The organism is Demequina globuliformis (assembly GCF_000975155.1).
GTDB classification, from domain to species: domain Bacteria; phylum Actinomycetota; class Actinomycetes; order Actinomycetales; family Demequinaceae; genus Demequina; species Demequina globuliformis.
Genome location: NZ_BBRG01000001.1, coordinates 757,486 through 773,703, shown reverse-complemented (window position 1 = coordinate 773,703; position 16,218 = coordinate 757,486). Strand labels below are relative to the sequence as shown.

Genomic DNA, 16,218 nt, shown 5'->3' with positions numbered 1-16,218 from the left:
GCCCGGGGCGCTTTAGCGCTCCGGGTTCACCTTGGCCGTGGTGTTGCCGATGCGGAAGGTCAGTGGGCTGAGCACCTGCTGTGGCGCGCCACCGTCGAGAAGTTCGCGGACCAGGCGTGCCATCGTGTGTCCCTTGGCCTCCCCGTCCTGTTCCACAGTGGTCAGCTCGAGCGGCGAGATCCACGGCAGATCGAGTCCATCGAAGCCGGTGATCGAGACGTCGTGGGGGATCGACAGGTCGAGCTCGCGTGCGGCGAGGATGGTGCCAGCGGCAAGGATGTCCGACTGCACCACGAGCGCGGTGGGCCGGGAATCGTGGGACAACGCAATATGGCCGGCCGCGATGCCCTCAGCGACCATCGACTCTCGTGCTTCCACCACCACGCACGGCTCGACTCCGGCTTCGCGGAACGCGCGCAGGCGATTGTGCATGGGGGCCCACGCTGAGCGCGGGTCGTAGTCGACGGGCTTGAGTGACGTCTCGCCGCCGGGAGCGTGAGGGAGGGTAATGGTGCCAATGCGCTCGTGGCCCAGGCTCTGCAGGTGTTCGATGAGTTCGACCGTGGCGGCACCATCGTCGATGCTGACCTCGGCTCCGCCAGACGGGGCGTTCGCGTCCATCACCACGGTGGGGATCGCGCGCTTGCGCAGAATCTCTAGGGCGGGCTCGTCGTGGTCGCGGACGCGGAACAGGACGGCCGCGTCCATGGGGGCAGTTTCCAGGAGCGACTTCTCATCCGCCTTGCCGCTCGGGGAGGGGATGAGGAGGACCCCGAGTCCCATCTCGCCCAGGTCGGAGATGAGGCCGTCCATGATGTTGAGGATAAGTGGCGCCCGGAACGCGAGTGAGAGCTGGTCGTGAATGACCACGCCGACCACGTGCGAGCGCCCTGAGCGCAAGGCGCGGGCCTGTGCGGAGGGGCCGGCATAGCCGAGCTCGTCTGCGGCCTTGATGACGCGGGCCTTCATGTCCCCTGAGATGGGGCCGGCGCCCGAGTAGGCGAGCGACACCGTTGACAGTGACACCTTTGCCCTGGCCGCGACATCGGCCATCGTGGGTCGTCGCTTCGCTGCCACGGTGCCTCCTGAAGTGTGTAACGCGCGTACCATGAAGGTACCCCTGCTCAAGCGCATCGTAGCGTTGACCGGAGGCGATCGACGCATCGGCCAATTGCGGGGTTCCCCCAACATAAAGGTGATACGACGCATGCCCCTCTCGCAACGTTTCGAGCCCACGAACGCGCCCACGCCTGCGCGGGTCCGCTCGGCGAGAGTGGCCGTGCTCGGCCTGTTTATCCTCATGGGTTTCTCGATGGCGACGCTCATGTCGCGTATGCCGTCCATTCGCGACGCGCTCGGCACGTCCTCCGCGGAGCTGGCGACCCTCATCATGTTCGGAGCGCTCGGCGCGCTCGCCGGACTCGTGGTGACGGGGTGGGCCGCCGCGCAGTTCGGTACCCGCCGAGTGCTGGCATGGGCCAACTGGGGCGTTCTCGCTGCATTTGTCACCATCGCGTTGTCGATGGAGGTGCCGTCGCGGTGGCTGTTTGCTGCCGGCTACTTCATGATGAGCTTCTCCTACTCCTTCATCAACGTGGGGATGAACGCGGAGGCAGCCGAGGTCGAGCGCAAAATGGGGCGCGCCGTCATGAGCCAGTTCCACGCCTCGTTCTCGATTGGCCTCGCGGCAGGTCTTGGCATCGGCGCAGTGGCCTCCGCGCTCCAGCTTGAGCCGGCCTGGCACTTCCTTGGCGCGGTCGCGATCATGACCGTGATCCGCTTCCTCATCATTCCGGCCGCCACCATGGACGGGATGCCCAGCGAGGACTCGCGTGCCGCGAGCATTGGCGGACCTTTCGCGACTGCAAAGAAGGAGTACCGCAACCGCCACGTGTTGCTGCTCGGAATCCTGATCTGCGCCGCCGCCATGACTGAGATGACCGCGGGCCAATGGCTGGCGCTCAGCGTGGTCGACGACTTCGGTGGCTCGGAAGCGACCGGCGTCATCGTCTACTGGATCTTCGTGGTCGCGATGGTCACGGTGAGGTGGCTGGGTGCCCCGATCATTGCCCGCCTTGGCCGCGTCACGACACTGCGCCTGTCCGCGTTGAGCGTGATCGCCGGGCTTGTGCTGTTTGCCTTCACCCCGGTGGCCTGGCTGGTGCCGGTGGCCGCAGTGCTGTGGGGCATGGGCGCTGCGTTGGGTGTCCCCATCTTGATGACGGCGGCCGCGGATGATCCACGCCACGCCGCCGCTAGGGTCGCCGCCGTGACATCGTTCTCCACCGTCGCGGGGCTGTTTGTGCCCCAGATTGTGGGCCAGCTGGGCGAGCTGGTGCCACTGCGGGACGCGCTGCTGGTGGTGGCGGTCGCCTCGACGGTGACGCTGATCTTCGCGCAGGGCGTGCGTGGCTCGGGCCACATTCGGCGTCGGTCCGCGCGCGGCGCCTCGCACGACGCCGCGCACGACGCCTACGACGCCGAGCACGCGACCCTGGGCGCTGACACGGGATCCGTGGTTCACGACGGCACGCCTGATCACGCTCCGGCACGGGACGACGAGGCCGCGGCACAGCGGCCCTCTAGGCTGAACCCATGACCGTCGCCCTCGCAGACTTCACCACGCTGCGCGTGGGCGGGCCCGCTAGCACCCTCGTGGACGCCGCCTCGGAGGACGAGCTGATCGCCACGGTGTCAGACGCCGATGCCGCAGGCACGCCGCTGCTGGTGCTGGGCGGAGGCTCCAACCTGTTGATCGGTGACGGCGGCTTCGATGGCGTGGTTTTGCGCGACGCCCGCCGCGAGGTGCGTGTCCAAGACGACGGCATGTGCGGGGGAGTCTCCGCGACTGCGACGGCTGGGCTGCCATGGGACTCCTTCGTGGAGCAGGCATGCGCTGAGGGATGGGTCGGCATCGAGGCGTTGTCCGGCATCCCAGGGTCGACGGGCGCGACGCCGGTGCAGAACGTGGGTGCGTATGGCGCGGAGGTCGCGGACACCATCGCCACGGTGCGGGTCTGGGACCGAGCGGAGTCCCGCGTCCGGTCCCTGCCGCAGGTCGCGTGCGGTTTCGCCTACCGTGACTCGCTGCTGAAGAAGTCCATGCGCGGCCAGGCACCCGACGGCGAGATCTGGCGTCCCAGTCCGCGATACATCGTGCTCGACGTCACGTTCCACATGCGCTTTGGCACCTTGTCTGCGCCTATCCGGTACGCCCAATTGGCCGCCGCTTTGGGCGTGGCGGAAGGCGACCGCGCGCCGCTCACTGAGGTTCGCGAGGCCGTGCTCGAGGTGCGGGCGCGCAAGGGCATGGTGCTCGACTCCGCGGATCACGACACGTGGAGCGCGGGGTCATTTTTCACCAACCCGATCCTGTCGGCGGCAGCGGCGGCTGCGCTGCCCGCAGACGCTCCGCGGTTTCCCACTGCGGATGGCCGCGTCAAGACCTCCGCGGCGTGGTTGATTGAGCGAGCGGGATTTGCCCGTGGCTTCCAGGTGAGGCCAGACGCCCCCGCTTCGCTGTCGACTAAGCACACTCTGGCGCTTACTAACCGGGGCGCGGCACGGGCCGACGACCTGGTGGAGCTGGCGAAAACGGTCCAAGGTGGTGTGGCGGACGCGTTCGCAGTCGACTTGGTCCCGGAGCCGGTGAGGGTGGGCGTCGACCTGTGACGCGGACGTGCGCGTGGGGCGCGCCGACGGCGGGGACGCAGAGCCCGAGCTAGCGCGCGGGCTGCCGAATGATGGTGCGCCACTTGTCCGGCGCAGCCCGGCGAACGTCGGACAAATAGACCTCGTGGTGCTTGCCCGCCAACTCCATACCGGCGTCGGCGATGTGCGCATGGAGGGACTCGACAACCGGGCCTTCCTCGCTGAAGGGGCCCACATGCAGCGTCTGCGCGGCCACATTCTCCGTCAGGGTCTCGACGCGCACGTGTGACAGCAACTCTGGCGCGACTTTCCCGGAGGCGGTCTCGAACGCGGATTCGATCTGCGGTTCTTCAATCCAGGCCGGGATCATCAGCAGCGCTGTTGACCGCCACCGATCGCGGTTGCTGGGCGTGGTGAACACGCTCATGTCATCCGCCCACCACAGTGCCTCAAGGGGCGGCACCACGTAGTCGCGGCCGAGCACGTTCTTGGAGGCAAACTTCAGCGCGTACGCGAGGGGGTAGAGCGCCTGAACAGCCTCCGAGAACATGGGCAGCGAGGACTCGGGCACCCGCAGCTCGGCCTCTGGGGCTCCCGCAGCGTCGGCCGCTAAATACCTCTGTGACGGGAGCGTGATCAGATCGACCCGGCCCGGGCGTGCACGGTACGACGGAATGGACTTCTTCGCGTCCCATTTCTCGGTGGCCGTTGTCACGATCTGCTCCTGTCGTTGGGCTCTTTCGTCATTGTGCTCCACGTGCGTGAGCGACGAGAAGTGACGGCCAGAAAAACTTGGGCCCCCTTCTCCCGCCGTGTATGTACGGCCAGGGGAAGGGGGCCCAAGATGAGGCGCGGCGGAGGTTATCCGTCCGCAGCGATCGCCGCCAGGATGTTCAGGCGCGAGGCCCTCCACGCTGGCCAGACTGCTGCGAGCACACCTGCGATGGCCGCAGCGACGGTGTAGACGATCAGCCACACCCACGGGATGGTGACGCCGTCGAAGCCAAAGTCGGCGAGCGACAGCACCAGCGCGGAGCCGAGCGCCACGCCCAGCACCATGCCCATCACCGTGCCGAACACGGCCATCACCATGGACTCCACGGTGATCATGCGCCACACCGAGGACTTCTTGAGCCCCACAGCGCGCAGTAGGCCAATCTCCCTGGTGCGTTCGGTGACCGACAGCAGCAGCGTGTTGGCCACGCCCAGGAGTGCGATCACCAAGGCCGAGCCCAGCAGTGCGGAGATGACTCCCAGCAGGAGGTCAATGAACGTGTTCGCGAGCTGCTCAAGCTGACCAGGCTGCGCGAGAAACACCAGCGGGTAGTCCTCAGCGAGCGCCTCCTGCACCAACTCGGTCTGCTCGGTCACGGTCGTCGCCGAGTCCGCGTTGTCGGCATCGTCAGCCACGACGGAATCGTCGTACACCACCAGCGTCTGAACGATGCTGACCTCGCCAAGCAAGTCCTCGCCCGTGGCGAAGTCGATCCAGAAGTTGCCCTCACCTTCGCGCGCTAGCGTGCCGGCGACCTCGAGCGTGATGTCGTTCTCGCCCGCGGTCAGGGTGATCTCGTCACCGACCTCGACCCCGAGGTCCACGATGGTGGGGTCAATGTAGGCCTCACCCGAGCCAAGATCGTCGACGGACGGATCACTCTGGTACTCGACGACCTCAGAAGCCGTTTCCGGCTCGAGCACGGCGACAGAGTAAGCCACGCCGTCGTACTCAGCCTGGCTGAACCCAATTGAACTGGTGAGGGCGACCCCATCCACCGACTCGATGACGTCGATGGCCCCGTACGGCATGGCGCCCTGGGTCGACGTCGCGAATGCGTCCGCACGCGTCGAGGAGAACTCCTCCGTCACCACGGTCTTCAGCGATTCCGTGAAGGTGGCCACGAGCGCAAGCAGCATCACGCCGATCATGAGCGCGGCGGCGGTGTTGGAGCTGCGGCGCGGCTCGCGCTGGATGTTGTTGGCGGCGAGTTTGCCGTCCACGCGGAACCACTTCCACAGTGCGGGACGCATGGCGCCAGCAAGCGGTGACAGGATCTGCGCGCTCAGCAAGGTCGCACCGATCACGAGGGTGACGGCGCCCACGCCCACGTAGATGTAGGGACGCTCGAAGTCGGCGTACAGCCCCAGGGTGACGACCCCTGCACCAACGAGGAACATCGCCGCGCCCACAATGTTGCGCACCTTGAGGGGCTTCTTCCCGCTGGTGGCGGACTCGCGCAGCGCCTCCATGGGGGCAATACGCGAGGCGTGGATGGCAGGCATGATCGCCGCGATGAGCGTGACTGCAGTACCCAGTCCGTAGCTCCACAACACGGCGTCCAGAGGCAGCGTGAGGGTGCCAAAGATGTCGCCAGCGAACAGGCTCACCAGCCACGAGAACGCCAACGCGAGCAGGTAGCCCATGATGATGCCGAGCGTCGAGGCAATGAACGCGATCACGACCGCCTCAAGCAGGATCATGCGGCGAATCTGCTTGCCCGTCACGCCGATCGCGCGCATGAGGCCAAACTCCCGCGTGCGCTGGGTGACGATGATGCGGAACGTGTTCACGATGATGTACGCGCCCACGAACAGCGCGATCAGGCCAAAGGCAATGGCGAAGATGTCGACGTACTGGAGGACGTCATTGAGTTCCTCGGTCTGTTCTGCTGCCTTGTCTTCACCGGTGATCGCACGGGTGCCCTCGGGGATGACACCGGAGATGTCGGAGGCGAGCCTGTCGAGGTCCTGCCCCTCCTCAGCGACGACGGAGACCGAGGAGTAGTTCGGGTCTCCCGCGAGGTCGTGTGCGTCCGCGTCCTCGATAAAGGCGAGCGTGGCACCCTGCAGGTTGTTGGAGTCGCCAAAGCGGATGGTGCCCACGAGTTCAAACGTGGAGACGCCGTCGAGGGTAGCGATCGCCACCTCATCGCCCAACTCGTATCCGAGCGCGGGAGCCGCATCGAGGTCGAGCACGATCTCGCCCTGGGACTCGATCCCCCGCCCATCAATGAGGGTGGCCTGGTCAATGCGTGGGTCGCCGACCCAGTTGAAGATTTGGCTGGGCGGACCGCCAGACAACGAGTCCGTAGCGCCCGCATCGGCGTAGCCGGACGCGAGCACGCTGCCGTCCACCTGGAGCCCGCCGCCGGCGATCTCGACGCCGTCCACGGCCGCAATCTCTTCCACCTCTTCAGGCGTGAAGATGCCCTCTGCGGCCGCGAAGGGGTCGCCCGCTTCATCATCGGTGGTGGGAGCCGCTTCGACAATCACGTCGGAGCCGGAGTAGATGTCCTCGAAGAGGTCGGAGAACCCGGAGGACAGGGCGTTCGTGAAGACCTGGGTCGCCGCGACGAGCGACACTCCCAACGCCACGGCGAACGCCGTCAAAATCAACCGCTTCGGATTATGCCGAACGGATTTCAGTGCAAGGCGGAACATGCGATCAGTGCCCCATCTGCTTCATGCGGTCGAGCACGCGGTCAGCGGTGGGCTCCCGCATCTCGTCGACGATCTTGCCGTCTTCGAGGAACAGGATCCGATCCGCGTAGGACGCGGCCGTGGGGTCGTGCGTGACCATCACGATGGTCTGGCCAAACTCCTTGACCGCGCGCTGCATGAACGCGAGGAGCTCTGACCCTGACTTCGAGTCCAGGTTTCCTGAAGGCTCGTCGGCAAAGATGATCTCGGGGCGCGCCACGAGAGCGCGCGCCACCGCGACGCGCTGCTGCTGGCCGCCCGAGAGCTCTGCGGGCAGGTGCGTCAGGCGGTCCTTGAGACCGAGGATCCCAATGATCTCGTCGAACCACGCAGGGTCGACCTTGGTGCCGGAGATGTCCAGCGGCAGGGTGATGTTCTCCTTGGCGCTCAGCGACGGGATGAGGTTGAAGGATTGGAACACGAACCCGATGTACTTGCGGCGTACCTCGGTGATTTGCGCCTCGGACAGGTCGGTGATGACGGTGTCGGCGATCGTTGAGGAACCAGCCGACAGGTTGTCGAGGCCAGCGAGCGTGTGCAGCAGGGTCGACTTTCCGGAGCCCGACGGGCCCATGATCGCCGTGAACTCGCCTCGTGCCATCGACACGTTGATGCCGTCGAGCGCGCGGACAGCCGCCTCGCCCGAGCCGTAGTCCTTGTATCCATCGCGCATGGTCGCCGCGGGCGCGGAGACGGTGGTGGTGGTCATCGGTGTGCCTTTCGAGCAGGGGACGGTCAGTCGTTGAACGTGATCAGTGTGCCAACAATGCCCGAGTCAGGGGAATCGTTCTTGCGGACGGTTGTGATGGGTGGGACTCAGGGATGACCCGCAAGGGGGTCGCCAGGGGCGCCGTCACCCGCGCGGCACCACAATCCCTGAGTCGTACGCCTCGACCACGGCCTGCACGCGATCGCGGACGCCAAGCTTGGTGAGGATGTGGCTGACATGGGTCTTGACGGTGGTCGCGGAGACCCACAGCTCCTGCGCGATCTCCTGGTTCGACATCCCTCGCGCCATGAGGGTGAGGACCTCCACCTCGCGCTCGGATAGGTCGCCCACGGCCTCGGGTGACGGCACGTGCTCCTCGGGGGATACGGTCGCAGAGCCCGCGGCGAATCGCTCGATCACCCGCCGGGTGACCTCCGGTGCCAGCAGGGCCTCGCCGGAGGCGATGACCCGCACCGCGTCGATCAGCGTGTCACCGTCGGCGCTCTTGAGAAGAAACCCGGACGCCCCCGCGCGTAGCGCCTCGTACACGTACTCGTCGTCGTCGAAGGTCGTCAGGATCACGACGCGGGTGCCGGGATGCGCGGCGAGCACCTCTCGGGTGGCGGCGAGCCCGTCCATGCCCGGCATGCGAATGTCCATCAGGACCACGTCGGGGGTGTGCGCGGCGACCATCGCCGTCGCCTCGGCCCCATCCGCGGCCTCCGCGCATACCTCGACGTCGGCCTCGGCTTCGAGAATCATCCGCAAGCCCACGCGCACCATCGCCTGGTCATCCACTAACGCCACGCGAATCACGAGGCCTCCCGTCCTGCCGCGTTCGCGGCCTCGCTGATTTGATCGTCGTCTGAGGGCAATACCGCGTGAACCTGGAAGCCTCCGCCATGCCGGGGCCCGTGCGACAGGGAGCCTCCAAGCGCCTGCACGCGTTCCACCATTCCCGCGAGCCCCTGCCCGCCGACCACGCGCTGTCGCTCCGTCGGAGTGCCCCGGCCGTCATCTTCGACGGAGATCCGCACGGCGTCGGAAGTCCTGTTCACCGTCACCTGCGCGGTCGCGCCAGTGCCGGCATGTTTGAGCGCATTGGTCAGCGCCTCTTGGATGATTCGGTAGGCGCTGAGCTCGACGCCGGCGGGCACGTGTGCGGAGCCGGAAACTTCGAGTGTCACGCTAAGCCCGGCGTCCCTGACTTGCTTGACCAGGCCGGGCAGCGCTGCCAGCGACGGCATGGGGGCAAGTTCATCGCGCAGGGGAGCGCGCATGGCGCCGTGCGCTCCTGCGACAACCTTGTCGTGGTCGACGCGCTCGGCCGCCTCTTGCTCCGAGGCGCGCAGCACTCGGATCATTCGCTGCATCTCTTCCAGGCCGCGGCGGCCGGACGCCGCGATCGTGCTGAGGGCTTGCGCGACCTCCGGCTCGTCCTTGACGCGGCGCCGGGCTCCTTCGGCCTGCAGCGTCATGACGGTGATCTCGTGGGCCACGACGTCGTGGAGCTCGCGTGCGATGCGAGCGCGTTCGGCGCGCACGGCATCGGTCGCCGCCTCAAAGGCCGCCTGTTCCCGTCGCGCGTGCGCGACCTCCAGCTCGCCTAGGCGCTGCCGGCGCTTGCGGTCGGTCGAGCCCAACAGGAACGGGATCAGCATTCCCACTGGCTCTGCGATGAGTGCCCAGCCGTGCACGTTGTCGAGGGTTGCGATCCCCAGGGCGGTCCAGCCCATCATGAGCCCCAACATGACGGCACCGTGGCGGATCGCGACCGCACGCGGGGTGTAGGACGCGACGCCGTAGAGCGCAACGAACAGCGCGAGCATCGCCGGCGTCGCCTCGTACCCCAGTCCGGCGAACACCATCCAGGCGACGAAGATCACCCACAGCACTGTGCGCGGGTACCGCTGGCGCCACATGAGCGGGATGATGACGGCTACGACAAGGGACCATCCGAGCACGTCCATGGGACGGTGGTTGAGTCCTTGGAATGCGGTCGCAGACACGCCCCATAGGACGCTCAGCGCGAGCAGCGCGCCCGCGACCAGGGCATCGGTCCAGCGCGGTGCCTTCAGATCCATGGCCCCAGGCTAGAGGGCGCGCTGGGCGCGCGCATCGTTCTTGTGGCCGATGCCGGGGGTACCTGGCGCAGCCCCCGACACCTTCGGCCTTACCCCACGAACCGGTATCCGACTCCGCGCACTGTCTCGATGGCATCGGCTCCCAAGTGGGAGCGAAGGTAGCGAATGTAGACGTCGAGGACGTTGTCGCGCGTCGCGGACCCCCACACGTGCTCAAGCGCGACAGCGCGCGGCACGACGTCGCCTCCGCGCTCCATCAGGAGCTGGGCGAGCTGGAACTCGCGCGGGCTCAGCGGGACCTGGTTGCCGCGGCAGGTGAGAGTGCGGGCCTCGGGGTCGAGGTCGCATGCGCCCACGCGCACAATGCCGGCAGGTGCGGCGTCGTCGTCGGCGGGGCGTGCCCGCAGCTTGATGCGTGCGACAAGTTCATCGAAGCTGAACGGCTTCGCCATGTAGTCATCCGCGCCCTTTTCAAGGCCACGCACCGTGTCCTCCGCGGAGGTGCGTGCCGTCAGGATGATGACGGGCAGGTCGGAGCCGGCCGCACGCAATTTGCGCAGGACGGTAAAGCCCTCCTGGTCCGGCAGACCAATGTCGAGCACCATGATGTCGTAGTCGCCTTCGAGCGCACTTTGCAGACCCTCGCGGCCCGTGCGTACGGCGTCCACCTCAATCTGCGCTGTCCGCAGCCCCTGAATCAGGGTCGCGACCAGCTTGTCCTCGTCCTCGACGAGCAGCATGCGAATCATGACGCACCTCCATCCTTGGGTAGCACGATAGTGAACTGAGAGCCCGCTCCCAGGGAGGACGAGAGCTCGAGCCGCCCGCCATGCGCGATGGCAATGGCGTTCACGATGGTCAATCCCAAGCCAGCGCCTTCCGCATCGGGGTCAACGCGGTGAAAACGCTCCATGACCCGTGCGTGGTCCTCAGGCGCAATGCCAATGCCCTGATCGCGCACCCACACGCGCACGGTCGTGCGACCGGTAGAAGAGCCAATCCAGATGGGGGTCCCCGGCTCCGAGAACTTCACCGCATTCGCCGCCAACTGCAGCCACGCCTGGGTAAGTCGCTGGGCATCTGCCCAGACCGGGCCGGCGCCGTCGCCCTCGACCCGCCAGTCCCGGTCGCCGAGTGCGCTCGCGCGGGTGAAGGTGGTGTCGGTGAGGTCGCGGAGGTCTTCGTTCGCCCGCAGGACAAACTCGGGGCGGTCGGACTTTGCCAGGGTCACGAGGTCGTCGACCAGCCGCGACATCATCGACACTTCTTCGAGCAAGTCGCGCTGAACCCGGGTCACCTCCTCCGGATCACGCGGTTCCAGCAGTTCCAGATTGGTGCGCATGATCGCCAGCGGCGTCCGGAGTTCATGGGAAGCGTCGTCGAGCAGGCGGCGTTGGTCGGCGAACGCGCCCTCGAGGCGGTTCAACATGCCGTTGAACGTGCCCGTCAGGCGCGCGAGGTCGTCGTGGCCCTGGACCGGGATACGCCCGGAGAGGTCGTGCTCGGAGATTTGGCGTGCGCGCGCCTCGAGCACTCCAATAGGACGCAGTGTCCGGCCAACGGTGGTCCATGCCACGATGCCCATGACCGCGAGCGCGATCACGGCCACCAGGGAGTACACGCGGAAGGTCTCGGAGAGGTTCGCTTGCAACGCTCCACGGTCGGTCGCGATCGTGAAGACCCCAGCCTCAGTGCCGTCGGGGGCGATGATCGGGACGGCCGCGTAGCGGTAGTCGGTGACGTCAGTGGAGACAGCGCGCACCACGACGTCGTTGGTCGCGTTCGCTGCCGCCGCCTCGAGCAGCTGCGGGTCGTCCTCAAGACGCAGGCGGGAGGGCGCCGACGGCACGTAGCGGGCGACGGTGCCGATGTGGGCGACGGCGGACTCCGTGGGGCTCGCGACCACGCGAATCATGGCCTCGCGCATCAGGTCGTCGGCGGAGGCGTACGGCTGTCCCGTCGAGGGGTCGTCGCTCGTCGCCAGTTCCGTGAACGCCTCGGTCCTGAGCGCCAGGCCCTCCGTGATGTTGTTGTCGATCCGTGCGCGCTCGATGGCGAACGCCGTGAGCCCGGAGATGATCAACGCGGCTGTGGTGAGCACAAGCAAATACACCAGCAGTCGCGCGCGCACGCTCATGCGCCGGGCTGCTGATGTCATGGTTTCCACGGTGCGCGTGATGCGGGCCTCCTCGCCGATCCTGCGCTCACGCTAGCGCGCCGGAGGGCTCAAGCGGTATTGACAGGGTGCAGGCGTTCCCGGCTATTTGCCGGTGTCATCCCGCCATTGGCCGTCGTCCCAGTCGCCTTCGTTGCCGTGCCATTGGCCGTCATCCCAGTCGCCTTCGTTGCCGTGCCACTGGCCGTCGTCCCAATCGCCCTCGTTGCCTCGCCACTGGCCGTCGTCGTACGTCTGGTCGGGCGTGGACTCGGGCTTGGCCTGCTCCACGAGCGCCTGCCAGCGGTCGCGCAACTGGGCCTTGGTGGGAAGGGCGGCGACGGCATCGGCCCCACACGCCTTGATCGCGCCGTCCCTGGCTGACTGCCACTGCGCGAGAGCGGCGTCGACTGACGCGGCCGTCATTTTCGCTGTCAAGGTTGGAGCGGTGGGAAGCGTGCAGGTGGACTTGGGTGCGGGTTTTGATGTCGCCGTCGCGGAGGAAGTACTGCCGGAGGTGGCGCCCGCAGACGCCTCGTCCGTGGCACTTGGCGCGGAGGCGGGGTCCTCTGAGTGGGTGCTGGAGGCCGATGCCTCGGACCTGTCGGGCGAGTCGCTGGGGGTCGGGATGGGGTCGTCGCCACAGTGGCCGTCGTCGCTGCACACGATGGGCTCCGCGACGACCTCGATGGGCGCGCTCGGCTCGTCCGATTCGGCAGTGGGGCCAGCGGCCGGGGCCAGGGAAACCTCCGGTACCGGGAGTTGAATCGCTTGGCCCACCGGGTCAGGTGAGGGCCCCGCAGCCATGGCGGTGGCGGTGCCTGCGACGATCAGGCTCACGCCAACGAGACCGGCGGCGACGGCGGCAGCGCGCAACGAGGGAAGGCCCATGGCCTTAGTGTTGCCCGTTTCTTCTGAGGTTGCACTCAGACGCGCTGCCGGGGCGCGGCATCAACGGTCCTCGAGCCGCAGCCAGCGGAACGTCTTCATCGAGATGACGAGACCGGCGACCAGCCAGACGGTCAGCATGACTGCGACCATGGGCAGCTGCCACGACCCGGACGCTTCTGCGGCCTCGAACTGTTCGGGCAGGAACACGGCACGCATGCCTTGCGCAAGCCACTTCAGCGGGAACACTTCCGCGAAGTGCTGCAGCCACGTCGGTAGTTCCGTGAAGACAAAGAACACTCCCGAGGTGAACTGGAGGACCAGCACCACCGGCGTCAGGATCGCGGACGCCGCCTTGCCGTTGCGGAGCAGTGAACTGGTCGCGATGCCCCACACAGTGGAGGTAGCGAGGCCCAGCAGGAACACCCACGCGAACGTGATCCAGTGCTGGGCATCGGAAGGAAGCTCAACACCAAACATCACGACGCCCATCAGCAGCAGCAGCGCCACCTGGACCACGGACACGATCAGCACTTGCAGAATCTTTCCCACGAAATAGGCCGTGGGCGGCAAGGGTGTGGCATGGATGCGCTTGAGCACGTCCTCAGCACGGTCAATCGAGATCGAGATCGCGAGGGACTGAAAGCCCGTATTGAGCATGCCTGAGGCGATCATGCCCGCCACGAAGTATTGGCCGAACGACACCCCGGTGCCGTACAGATCGTCAGTGTTGAAGATCGCGCCAAACATGGCGAGAAAAATCATCGGGAAAAAGAAGATGAAGATCATCTGCTCGCGCGAGCGGAGGAACTCCTTCAGCTCCACGCGCGTGCGGTCCCACGTCATCGACCACCACGACGGGGGAGCGCCCACCGTGACCGTGCGTGCGGCGCTCATGCGCGCTCCTCCTGACCCTTGGCCGGCGCGGCGACGGGTGACGCGGACTCATGCTGAACGCCGATCAGGTCCAGGTAGACGTCCTCGAGGCTGGGGTGGGTCACCTCAAGACGCTCTATCTCGCCGTCATGGCGCGCGAGCAGGCCGCGCAAGAAGGCCGTGGGGGTCTCCGTGTGCTCGGCGTGCGTCGTGGTGCCTTCGCGCCACGACACGCGTGCACCGCTGGCGCGCCGGCGCAGGCCCTCGGGCGTGTCAAGCGCGACCAGGCGGCCGGCGGAGATGATGCCGATCCGGTCGGCAAGGTGGTCGGCCTCGTCCAGGTAGTGCGTCGTCAACACGACCGTCGTCCCGTCTGCGGCGATGGACTCCACCAACGTCCAGAACTGCCGCCTTGCCTCCGGATCGAACCCCGTCGTCGGCTCGTCGAGGAACACCAGCTCAGGGCGACCAATCAGCGCGAGCGCCACATCCAGCCGCCGGCGCTGCCCGCCAGACAGCTCCTGCGGCTTGTCCTCCGCCTTCTGGGTGAGCCCAACGGCCTCGAGCATCTCGTCCACGTCCCTGGGTGCGCTGTAGAGCCGACCGGCATGGTCGAGCGCCTCCCGTGCGGTGAGGAACGAACGCGGGGACGTGGACTGGAGCATCACACCTACACGTTCGCGCCACGAGCGCGTCGCCATGACGGGGTCAATGCCCAGGACGGATACGTCGCCTCCATCGCGGCCGCGGAAGCCCTCAAGGATTTCGACAGTCGTTGACTTGCCCGCGCCGTTTGGCCCAAGGAGCGCGAAGATTTCGCCGCGCTTGATGGTCAGGTCGAGCTCGTCCACCGCTCGTACCCCGCCGTAGGACTTGACCAGGCCGGAGACCTCAATAGCCGCATCTGTCATGGGCACGAGGCTAATGCGCCGCGCCCGCTGTCACAGCATCCGCCCGGGTGAAGGGCATCGGACCTCAGCGCGCGAGCGGGCGTGACGCGCGACCGCACCCCTGCCTATATGCGCCGAGGGCGGCCCCCACCGGGAGCCGCCCTCGTGACTGAAGTGAAGCGAACTTACTGCGCGTCGGCCAGTAGCGACTGGATGCGGCCCACGCCCTCGGCGAGGTCGGCGTCGGCCAGCGCGTAGCTCAGGCGCAGGTAGCCGGAGGGGCCAAATGCCTCGCCGGGCACTACGGCGACCTCGGCCTCGTCGAGGATCACTGCGGCCAGGTCGATCGAGGACGTGATCTCGCGCCCGCGGAGCGTGCGACCCATCCACCCCTCCACCGAGGGGTACGCGTAGAAGGCGCCCTGCGGGGTCGGGACGGTAAATCCATCGATCTCGCGCAGCATCGACACCATGGTCTGGCGGCGACGGTCGAACGCCTCGCGCATCGCGTACACCTCGTCCAGTGGGCCCGTGAGCGCGGCGATCGCGGCACGCTGAGACACGTTGGCGACGTTGCTCGTCAGGTGGCTTTGGAAGTTGGTGGCGGCCTTGATGACGTCCTGGGGGCCCTGCATCCAGCCCACGCGCCAACCGGTCATGGCAAACGTCTTGGCCACGCCGTTCAGGACAATGGTCGTGTCTGTCAGCTCGGGGACCTCGCGCAGGATGGGCGTGAACTGCGCGCCGTCGTACAGCAGGTGCTCGTAGATCTCGTCGGTGATGACCCAGATGCCGTGCTCAAGGGCCCACTCGCCAATCGCCTTGGTCTGCTCAGGCGTGTAGACCGCGCCGGTGGGGTTGGAGGGCGAGCAAAACAGCAGCGCCTTGGTGCGGTCGGTGCGGGCCTGTTCGAGCTGCTCGACCGTCACCAGATAGTTCTGCTCGGCGCCGGCGAAGACCTCAACGGTCGTCGCGCCAGTGAGGCCAATCGCCTCGGGGTACGTGGTCCAGTAGGGCGCCGGAAGGATGACCTCGTCGCCCGGGTCAAGGATCGCGGCGAAGGCCTGGAACACGGCCTGCTTGCCGCCGTTGGTCACTAGCACGCTTGCCGGGTCAATCTCGTAGCCCGAGTCGCGCTTGGTTTTGTCCGCGATGGCCTGCTTGAGCTCGGGGAGTCCACCAGCCGGGGTGTACCGGTGGTTCTTGGGGTCACGGGCGGCCTCGACGGCAGCCTCGACGATGTGCTCGGGAGTGGGGAAGTCAGGTTCACCCGCGCCGAAACCGATGACCGGACGGCCGGCGGCCTTAAGGGCCTTGGCCTTGGCGTCGACGGCGAGGGTGGCAGACGGCGCAATGGCGCCGAGGCGGGCAGAGACGCGGCTGGAGGAGGTCATGAGGTCATTGTTCCATGGCGGCGGTATGAGGTCACCCGACTGAACGTCCTGGGTGCTGGGCGTGCGACGGCGTTGCGTCGCCGTCGCGTCTCGT

General features: G+C 67.0%; 14 protein-coding genes. 2 read left to right on the top strand and 12 right to left on the bottom strand.

From position 1 onward, the window contains the following. Window positions 1-12: 12 nt before the first annotated feature. Window positions 13-1,077: a LacI family DNA-binding transcriptional regulator gene (locus tag AOP75_RS03560; protein ID WP_161794527.1), complete on the bottom strand. Its 1,065-nt coding sequence runs from the start codon at window positions 1,075-1,077 to the stop codon at window positions 13-15. A 130-nt stretch (window positions 1,078-1,207) separates the two neighbouring features. Between AOP75_RS03560 and AOP75_RS03555 the strand changes: the two genes are divergently transcribed. Then, the gene (locus AOP75_RS03555; RefSeq protein WP_062076960.1) at window positions 1,208-2,599 is read left to right on the top strand and encodes an MFS transporter; all 1,392 of its coding nucleotides are present in this window, start codon (window positions 1,208-1,210) and stop codon (window positions 2,597-2,599) included. Then, window positions 2,596-3,672 carry a UDP-N-acetylmuramate dehydrogenase gene (locus tag AOP75_RS03550; RefSeq protein WP_062076959.1) on the top strand — a complete coding sequence of 359 codons (1,077 nt, stop codon included), beginning with the start codon at window positions 2,596-2,598 and terminating at the stop codon, window positions 3,670-3,672. Before AOP75_RS03555 ends, AOP75_RS03550 begins: the two co-directional genes overlap by 4 nt. A 49-nt stretch (window positions 3,673-3,721) precedes the next feature. Here AOP75_RS03550 and AOP75_RS03545 read toward each other — a convergent pair whose 3' ends face one another. From AOP75_RS03545 to AOP75_RS03495, 11 genes are all read right to left on the bottom strand, one after another. Next, entirely contained in the window at window positions 3,722-4,366 is a 645-nt protein-coding gene (locus tag AOP75_RS03545; RefSeq protein WP_062076958.1) for a GyrI-like domain-containing protein, read from the bottom strand. Between the two features lie 146 nt (window positions 4,367-4,512). Beyond that, window positions 4,513-7,044, bottom strand: coding sequence for an ABC transporter permease (locus AOP75_RS03540; protein WP_161794526.1), 2,532 nt, complete (start codon window positions 7,042-7,044; stop codon window positions 4,513-4,515). A gap of 49 nt (window positions 7,045-7,093) precedes the next feature. Further along, window positions 7,094-7,837, bottom strand: coding sequence for an ABC transporter ATP-binding protein (locus tag AOP75_RS03535; RefSeq protein WP_062076956.1), 744 nt, complete (start codon window positions 7,835-7,837; stop codon window positions 7,094-7,096). Between the two features lie 144 nt (window positions 7,838-7,981). Then, window positions 7,982-8,635 (bottom strand): response regulator transcription factor, encoded by a 654-nt coding sequence (locus AOP75_RS03530; RefSeq protein WP_269078802.1) that lies wholly within the window; start codon window positions 8,633-8,635, stop codon window positions 7,982-7,984. Window positions 8,636-8,649: 14 nt separating this feature from the next. After that, the gene (locus AOP75_RS03525; protein WP_062076955.1) at window positions 8,650-9,921 is read right to left on the bottom strand and encodes a sensor histidine kinase; all 1,272 of its coding nucleotides are present in this window, start codon (window positions 9,919-9,921) and stop codon (window positions 8,650-8,652) included. A gap of 89 nt (window positions 9,922-10,010) precedes the next feature. After that, entirely contained in the window at window positions 10,011-10,670 is a 660-nt protein-coding gene (locus AOP75_RS03520) for a response regulator transcription factor (RefSeq protein WP_062076954.1), read from the bottom strand. Then, window positions 10,667-12,079 carry a sensor histidine kinase gene (locus tag AOP75_RS03515; protein ID WP_083966666.1) on the bottom strand — a complete coding sequence of 471 codons (1,413 nt, stop codon included), beginning with the start codon at window positions 12,077-12,079 and terminating at the stop codon, window positions 10,667-10,669. Before AOP75_RS03515 ends, AOP75_RS03520 begins: the two co-directional genes overlap by 4 nt. 102 nt (window positions 12,080-12,181) lie before the next feature. Continuing rightward, window positions 12,182-12,967: a hypothetical protein gene (locus tag AOP75_RS03510; protein ID WP_062076952.1), complete on the bottom strand. Its 786-nt coding sequence runs from the start codon at window positions 12,965-12,967 to the stop codon at window positions 12,182-12,184. Window positions 12,968-13,027: 60 nt separating this feature from the next. After that, the gene (locus AOP75_RS03505; protein WP_083966665.1) at window positions 13,028-13,861 is read right to left on the bottom strand and encodes an ABC transporter permease; all 834 of its coding nucleotides are present in this window, start codon (window positions 13,859-13,861) and stop codon (window positions 13,028-13,030) included. Then, a complete protein-coding gene (locus AOP75_RS03500; RefSeq protein WP_062076951.1) occupies window positions 13,858-14,751 on the bottom strand; it encodes an ABC transporter ATP-binding protein in 894 nt (297 codons plus the stop codon). Before AOP75_RS03500 ends, AOP75_RS03505 begins: the two co-directional genes overlap by 4 nt. 164 nt (window positions 14,752-14,915) lie before the next feature. Continuing rightward, the gene (locus AOP75_RS03495) at window positions 14,916-16,124 is read right to left on the bottom strand and encodes a pyridoxal phosphate-dependent aminotransferase (RefSeq protein ID WP_062076950.1); all 1,209 of its coding nucleotides are present in this window, start codon (window positions 16,122-16,124) and stop codon (window positions 14,916-14,918) included. Window positions 16,125-16,218 lie beyond the last annotated feature (94 nt).